Source organism: Mesorhizobium sp. (genome assembly GCF_004962925.1).
Classification (GTDB): Bacteria; Pseudomonadota; Alphaproteobacteria; order Rhizobiales; family Rhizobiaceae; genus Mesorhizobium.
The window spans coordinates 1-246 of the sequence record NZ_SUEO01000224.1; the positions used below are offsets into that span (position 1 = coordinate 1).

1 protein-coding gene is annotated in these 246 nt (G+C 67.5%); it reads left to right on the plus strand.

Annotated elements, in window-relative coordinates; genetic code table 11:
- Nucleotides 1-246, plus strand: a 246-nt coding sequence (locus E5W87_RS29770; protein ID WP_292405772.1) for a hypothetical protein, incomplete at both ends; no start/stop codon positions are given.

The following is a 246-nucleotide window of genomic DNA, read 5'->3' on the forward strand; positions in this document are numbered from 1 at the left end:
GCGCAAGAGCAAGCCGAGCAGGCCAAGGCAGCGGAAGCCGCGATTGCGGACGCAGCCGCCGACGCGCCGGCCGAGAGTTCGGAAGCGGAAGCGGCTGCCGTGGCAGAGGCCACAGCCGAAGTTACCGCGGAACCCGCCAACGAAGCGGAACCTGTCGCGCAAGCTCAGCTGGAAACTCCGGCTGAGGTCACGGAAGAGGAGCTGCCTGCAGCCGAAGCCGCAGCTGAAATGCCAGCGGTATCAGCG